Source organism: Maribacter sp. IgM3_T14_3, from assembly GCF_049603095.1.
Taxonomy (GTDB): domain Bacteria; phylum Bacteroidota; class Bacteroidia; order Flavobacteriales; family Flavobacteriaceae; genus Maribacter.
In genome coordinates, this window is sequence record NZ_CP187138.1 from 992,509 (window position 1) to 1,000,000 (window position 7,492).

Genomic DNA, 7,492 nt, shown 5'->3' on the forward strand with positions numbered 1-7,492 from the left:
AGAGTATCAACATTAGCCTAATGAAACATACAGTACTAATTCTAATGAGTTTCGCGCTGTTTAACTCTTGTAACACTAAAAAGACTATTACTGATTTCAATACGTACCCTACCCCTGTAAACGAAAATCTTTGGATACAATACACCAAAGATGCTACGCTCTTTAAACTTTGGTCTCCAAAAGCTGAAGAAGTAATTTTAAGACTCTATAAAGACGGACAAAACTCTACTGTCTTTTCATACTATAACCTAACAAAAGAGCATCAAGGTATTTGGCAAACAAAAGTTAATGGTGATTTAAACGGTATGTATTACACCTATCAAGTTAAAATTAATGATTCGTGGCTAGATGAAACTCCGGGAATTTACGCCAAAGCTGTTGGTGTAAATGGAAATAGAGCAATGGTCTTAGATATGGAAACTACTAACCTAAAAGGTTGGCAAAAAGACACTTCCCCTACTCTTAATAAATATAATGAAGCTATAATTTATGAATTACATGTTCGTGACATGACAATTCATTCGCAGTCTGGCTCATCATTACCAGGTACATATTTAGGGTTGGTAGAAGCTGATACTAAAGGTCCAAATGGAGTTGCTACTGGTATTGATCATTTAAAAGAACTGGGTATTACCCATGTGCATCTTTTACCGACTTTAGACCACTACTCCATTGACGAAACCAATTTAGACACTCCACAATTTAATTGGGGTTACGACCCTAACAACTACAATGCTCCTGAAGGTTCTTTTTCTACCGATCCCTTTAATGCCGAAGTGCGCATTAAAGAGTTTAAGCAAATGGTAAAGAATTTTCATGATAATGGTATTGGGGTTATTTTAGATGTCGCATATAACCATACTGGTAAAACAGAAGAATCTAATTTTAATCAAGAAGTACCTGGTTATTACTATCGCCATTGGGAAGATGGTTCTTATTCAGATGCTGCTGCCTGTGGTAACGAAACGGCATCAGAGCGTGCTATGATGCGGAAATTCATTATAGAGTCTGTTTTGCATTGGACGAAAGAATATCATATTGACGGATTCCGGTTCGACCTCATGGGTATTCATGACATTGAAACCATGAATAAAATTGGCGAAGCTGTTTTAGAAATAAATCCTGATGCACTTTTATATGGCGAAGGATGGACTGCTTCAGATTCTCCGCTACCTGAAGAAAAACGAGCCCTTAAAAAACACATGCAGCAACTTCCTAAATTTGCAGCTTTTAATGATGACTTACGTGATGGGTTAAAAGGTTCAGTTTTCGAAGATGAAAGTTTAGGTTTTGTTAGTGGCGCTAAGAATACACAGGAATCTATTAAATTCGGAATCGTAGGCGCTATTCAACATCCTCAAATTGATTATGAAGAGGTAAATTACTCTAATGCTCCTTGGACCTTAGAACCATGGCAATCTATAAACTATGTTTCTTGCCACGACAATCATACCTTATTCGACAAACTTAAAATTTCAAAACCAGATGCAACATTAAATGAATTAATTGCTATGGATAAATTGGCGAATGCCATTGTACTTACATCACAAGGAACCCCGTTTCTTCATGCTGGATCAGAAATGCTTCGCACCAAAAACGGAGAACATAATTCCTACAACCTACCTGATAGCATTAATCAAATAAACTGGAATTGGAAGAATGACAACAAAGAAGTATTCGACTACTATAAAAATCTAATAAAGCTGAGAAAAGAACATCCCGCTTTTTATATGGCTACCTCTAATCAAGTAAGAGAACATTTAAAATTCCAAACAGCTAATAATAATCTTGTTTCCTTTACACTAGAAGGCAATGCAAACGATGATAATTGGAAAAACATTTTAGTGATTTACAACGCATCAAACGAAAAATTAAATTATAAAATAGATGGGGTTTGGCAAAAAGCTGTTTCTGGTAGTACCTTTGACTTTCAAGGTCTACAAATATTGAAAGACAGTATTGAAGTACCTGCTTTATCGATGTATATAGCCTTTCAGAATTAATTGTAATTTTATCAAATTCGTATAAATTCATGAGTTCAGATTCTCAACCTAATAACCCGCTTCATGGTATTAAGCTAGCGACCATACTTGAAGAACTTACAGAAAAATATTCTTGGGAAGATTTGGCTGGTCAGATAGATATTAATTGCTTTAAAAGTAATCCGTCTATAAAATCGAGTTTAAATTTTTTACGTAGAACTCCGTGGGCTCGTGAAAAAGTTGAGCATTTATACTTACAATCCTTCAAAAAATAATGAGCCTTAATATCGTACTCATAGAACCAGAAATACCTAATAATACAGGTAACATTGGCAGATTAGCCCTAGGCACTGGATCTACATTACATTTGGTGAAACCATTCGGATTTGAACTTACCGATAAGCGACTAAAAAGAGCAGGTTTAGACTATTGGCAACACCTCAATGTTATTATGTACGAAAATGTCGATGAATTCTTTGAGCAACATAAGGACAAAAAAATGATATTATTTTCTGCCACTGCTAGCAAAAATCATTGGGATATTAATTTTGAAAATGATATGTTTCTCGTTTTCGGCAAAGAATCTGTTGGCTTACCAAAAGAATTATTAAAGAAAAACATCGAAAATACTGCCAAAATCCAACTTTACAGCGAACACATTAGAAGTTTAAATTTAGCCAATGCTGTTGCCATTACTATCTACGAAGGTTTACGGCAAATTAACCTGAAATAACTACTTTCTTTTGATAACTGAAATCGTAAACATTCTTAAAAAATTTTAACTAATTTATCGGTAGTATAATTTAAGTTGTACTATTTACCTTTCCTAAATAAAAAAGTTCATCTAGTTATCCAACTAAACGCCATCGCTTTCCAAATTACAAATAACAGCGCTTCCTACTATCTATATCGTAAAATTTCATGGCGATATTGTCAATTCTACATTCACGCACCCATACTTTATTTAACTCAAAATTTAGGTTCACTTTACTTACCGTTAAAATTTGAAAATCATTTAATTGTAGCGGAATAATTGATTATTTTCAAAGTGAAATTCTTTTATTTCATCAATTGAACCAACCTAATTTCCACCGTATGAACTCAAAAAAATACTACCTATTACTTGCATTTACACTGGTCGCTTTTAGCTCCAGTTTTGCACAAAAAAAATCTAAAACCAATACGGCAACCATAACTCCAGATTTCTATGAGAATTTAGAATGGCGAAATATCGGTCCGGTTCGTGGTGGTCGTTCTTTAGGGTCAGCAGGTAGCCCAAGTAGACCTAACGAATATTATTTCGGTGCAACAGGTGGCGGACTATGGAAAACTACGGATGGCGGCAATGAGTGGAAACCTGTTACCGATGGTCAAATAACCAGTTCTTCGGTAGGTGCTGTAGCAGTCGCAGAATCAAATCCTGATATTGTATACATTGGTATGGGCGAAGTACAACTACGTGGTAGTATTACTCAAGGCGACGGCGTATATAAAACTATTGATGGCGGTGAAACCTGGCGTCATTTAGGTCTGAAAGAAACACAAGCTGTTTCAAGAATTAGAATTCACCCATCTAACCCCGATATAGTTTACGTTGCAGCACTTGGTCACCCTTATGGTGATAATGAAGAACGTGGTGTTTTTAAAAGTACCGATGGTGGGAAAACTTGGAACAAGACATTGTATGTAAGTGATAAAGCGGGTGCTGTAGATTTAATAATCGATAGAAACAATGCTAATATTCTATACGCTAGTACTTGGGAGGTTCAAAGAAAAGCATGGAAAATGTGGGGTGGTGGCCCAGGTAGTAAACTATGGAAATCAACTGACGCTGGTGAAACTTGGACAGATCTTTCAAAAAATCCTGGTATGCCAGAAGGACCGTTAGGAAAAATCGGAGTTACAGTTTCTCCCGCAGTTTCTAATCGCATTTGGGCGGTTGTAGAAGCTAACGAAGGTGGTGTTTTTCGTTCAGACGATGCCGGTCAAACTTGGGAACGTACTAATGATGAAAGAAAACTTAGACAACGTGCTTTTTACTATTCTAGAATTTATGCTGACCCGCTAGATAAAGACATTGTTTACGGACTTAATGTTGATTTTTGGAAATCTACCGATGGCGGTAAAACTTTTGATATTGAAATAAAAGTACCCCATGGCGATAATCATGATTTATGGATAGACCCTAACAATCCTGACCGTATGATTTCTTCTAATGACGGCGGTGGCATTGTTAGTATCAACGGAGGAAAAACCTGGACAGAAGAAGATTACATTACAACACAACTGTACCATGTAATGACAACGAACGACGTACCTTATCATGTTGCTGGTGCGCAACAAGATAATAGTACAATTGCAGTACCAAGCGATGGTTGGGAACATATGCAGGCTCGCGGTCAAGGTGATGGTTGGGCTTACGCTGTCGGTGGTGGTGAAAGTGGGTGGATTACCCAACATCCTAAAAACTTAGACATTTTTTATGCTGGTAGCCAAGGTGCACTTTTAACTCGTTACGATAGAAGCAATGGGCAATCTAGAGATATTCAAGTATACCCACGATTTTTCTCTGGTGAGCCCGCTAGTGCTTTACCAGAACGCTGGCAGTGGACTTTCCCTATTATGTTCGCTCCGCAAGACTCTAATGTAATGTATACGTGCTCTCAACATGTTTGGAAAACTACAGATGACGGACAGTCTTGGGAGAAAATTAGTCCCGATTTAACCTATGCTGATCCAACTACCTTAGGCAAAACTGGCGGTATTATTACTATGGATATGAACGGTCCAGAAATTTATGCAACGGTATTTGCCCTTGCTCCTTCAAACCATGATATTAATACGATATGGGCAGGTTCTGATGATGGTAAAATTCATATTACAAGAGATGGCGGCAAAAATTGGGCAGATATTACCCCTAAAGATTTACCTAAATTCTCTAGAGTAAGTATTATTGATGAATCTATTCACAACCCAGGTACGCTTTATGTTGCAGCTAACAGATATCAAGTCGATGACAGACAACCTTATGTTTTTAAAACCCATGATTATGGTAAAACTTGGACCAAGATTATTAATGGTATTGAAGATGGTCATTTTACAAGAGCCGTACGTGAAGATCCTGTAAAAGAAGGGCTTTTATTTTTGGCTACCGAACATGGTGTTTATTTTTCAATGAATGATGGCGAACTTTGGCAAAGTCTACAATTAAAATTGCCAGATACCCCTGTTAGAGATTTAGTCATTAAAGATAATGATGTTGTTTTAGGAACACATGGTAGAGGATTCTGGATTCTTGACGATATTCAGCCAATAAGACAGTTTACCCCCGAAATGACAAAACAAGATGCTGTTCTTTTTAAGCCTACAGATGCACTAAGAGGTTTAACCAACGCTTCTATTCAATACTATTTAAAGGAACAAAAAGACACTATAACTTTTGAAATTTACGATGCTAAAGATCAATTGATAAACACATTTACAGGTAGTAAACCAAAATATGAAGTAGACCCTAACCTTCCGTATTGGTTAAAAGGAGGCTCTTCAAAGCCTACCACAGCAAAAGGAATTAACAATTTCACTTGGGATATGAGATATACAGGCGCCACAACTTTTGACGGAATGATTATTTGGAGCGCAAGACCGGCACGAGGACCAAAAGCTCCTTTAGGAATATATAAAGTGAAAATGAAATCTGGCGATTACGAGAAAATCTATGATTTCGAAATAAAAATGGACCCAAACCTCAAAGGTATCACCAAAGAAGATCTAGATGAACAATTCGAACTTTCAAATAAAATAATGAGTAAAACCAGTGCCGCCAATGAGGCGGTTATCAAAATTCGTGAAATTAAAAAATCACTTACAACTGCCAAGGAAAGCATTGATGTTGACGATTATACTAATATAGTTACTCCATTTTTAAATGATTTATCAGAAGTTGAAGAAGCATTGTACCAAGTAAAAAATCAATCGGGTCAGGATCCATTAAATTTTCCTATAAAACTCAACAACAGATTGGCTTCTTTGCGTAGAAGTGTAGAAGATGGCGATGCAAAACCAACCAATGGTGCTTATAAAGTTTTTGAAGAACTATCTGCAGAGCTTAAAGTTGAACTTGAAAAATTGGATACTATTACGGAAAAATACAAATCAAAAATCAATCCTATACTAACTATAAATGGTGCATCAGAAATTGAATAATTGATGTTAACGCAAAAACCAAAACACAAGTAGAACGAATTTCAAATTCGTATTTTTGTAAAGAATATTTAAGGTTTATTAAAATGAAAAAGGCAAGTATAGCTCCATCGCTTTTAGCGGCAGATTTCGGAAATCTACAACGTGATGTAGAAATGGTAAATGCAAGTGAAGCGGAGTATCATCATATTGATGTCATGGACGGAGTTTTTGTTCCGAATATTTCTTACGGTATGCCTGTTGTAAAAGCCATTCACAAATATGCTACAAAACCGTTAGATGTACATTTAATGATTGTAGATCCCGATAGATATCTTGAAGAGTTTGCAAATCTAGGAGCCCATATATTAACCGTACATTATGAAGCATGTACACACCTACATAGAACTATACAAGCCATAAAGGCATTGGGTATGAAAGCGGGTGTTGCCCTTAACCCTCATACCAATGTAATGTTACTTGAAGATATCATTCAAGATATTGACCTTGTATTAATCATGAGTGTAAACCCAGGTTTTGGGGGACAGTCATTTATAGAAAATACCTATGATAAAATAAAAGCTACTAAAGCTTTGATCACAAGAAAAAAATCATCTGCTCTTATTGAAGTCGATGGCGGAGTTACCACTGCTAATTCAAAAAAATTAGTTGAAGCAGGTGCAGATATTCTAGTTGCCGGAAGTTTTGTATTTAAAAGTGCCGATCCAATTAATACTATAAAAGAATTAAAAGGATGAAAACTGAATTTGATATGGTCATCGTTGGTGGTGGACCAATAGGAATTGCATGTGGCCTAGAAGCAAAGAAAAACGGACTCAGTTACCTTATTTTAGAAAAAGGTCCTATTGTGAATTCACTTTTTCACTACCCTAGTAACATGCAGTTTTTCTCTTCATCTGAAAAATTAGAAATAGACGAAATTCCTTTTATTAGCAATGAAGCTAAACCTAAAAGAGATGAAGCCTTAGAATACTATAGACGTATTGTAACCTCTAATAAATTGAATATAAATCTATTTGAAAAAGTAGAAAATGTTCAAAAAAAAGAAAATATATTTACAATAGTTTCAGATAAAGCCACTTATACTTCTAAACAAGTTGTTGTCGCCACTGGTTTCTATGATTTACCTAATTTATTGAATGTACCAGGAGAAAATTTAGAAAAAGTAGTACACTATTATGACAACCCGCATTATTATTCAGGTCAAAAAGTAGCGGTAATCGGAGCTAGTAACTCTGCTATTGACGCAGCACTTGAATGTTGGCGCAAAGGTGCAGAAGTCTCTTTGATAATTCGTGGCTCAGAAGTTG

6 protein-coding genes (1 of these 6 cut by a window edge) are annotated in these 7,492 nt (G+C 36.0%); all 6 read left to right on the top strand.

Annotation, left to right across the window (positions count from 1 at the left end; all coding sequences use genetic code 11):
- Nucleotides 1-20: 20 nt before the first annotated feature.
- A complete protein-coding gene (gene pulA, locus ACPF9A_RS04550) occupies nucleotides 21-2,003 on the top strand; it encodes a type I pullulanase (RefSeq protein WP_424002069.1) in 1,983 nt (660 codons plus the stop codon).
- 29 nt (nucleotides 2,004-2,032) lie between these two features.
- Nucleotides 2,033-2,257: a VF530 family DNA-binding protein gene (locus ACPF9A_RS04555; RefSeq protein ID WP_424002071.1), complete on the top strand. Its 225-nt coding sequence runs from the start codon at nucleotides 2,033-2,035 to the stop codon at nucleotides 2,255-2,257.
- The gene (locus ACPF9A_RS04560) at nucleotides 2,257-2,715 is read left to right on the top strand and encodes a tRNA (cytidine(34)-2'-O)-methyltransferase (RefSeq protein ID WP_424002073.1); all 459 of its coding nucleotides are present in this window, start codon (nucleotides 2,257-2,259) and stop codon (nucleotides 2,713-2,715) included. The genes ACPF9A_RS04555 and ACPF9A_RS04560 overlap by 1 nt, the downstream gene beginning before the upstream one ends.
- Nucleotides 2,716-3,077: 362 nt before the next feature.
- Complete coding sequence (locus tag ACPF9A_RS04565; RefSeq protein ID WP_424002075.1) at nucleotides 3,078-6,185, top strand: VPS10 domain-containing protein; 3,108 nt, start codon at nucleotides 3,078-3,080, stop codon at nucleotides 6,183-6,185.
- A gap of 83 nt (nucleotides 6,186-6,268) precedes the next feature.
- Entirely contained in the window at nucleotides 6,269-6,919 is a 651-nt protein-coding gene (gene rpe, locus ACPF9A_RS04570) for a ribulose-phosphate 3-epimerase (protein WP_424002077.1), read from the top strand.
- A protein-coding gene (locus ACPF9A_RS04575; protein ID WP_424002079.1) for a YpdA family putative bacillithiol disulfide reductase crosses the window boundary here: on the top strand, nucleotides 6,916-7,492 show its 5' portion. The gene runs 404 nt beyond the window's last position; the window shows 577 of its 981 coding nt (coding positions 1-577); it begins with the start codon at nucleotides 6,916-6,918; its stop codon lies beyond the right edge, outside the window. Before rpe ends, ACPF9A_RS04575 begins: the two co-directional genes overlap by 4 nt.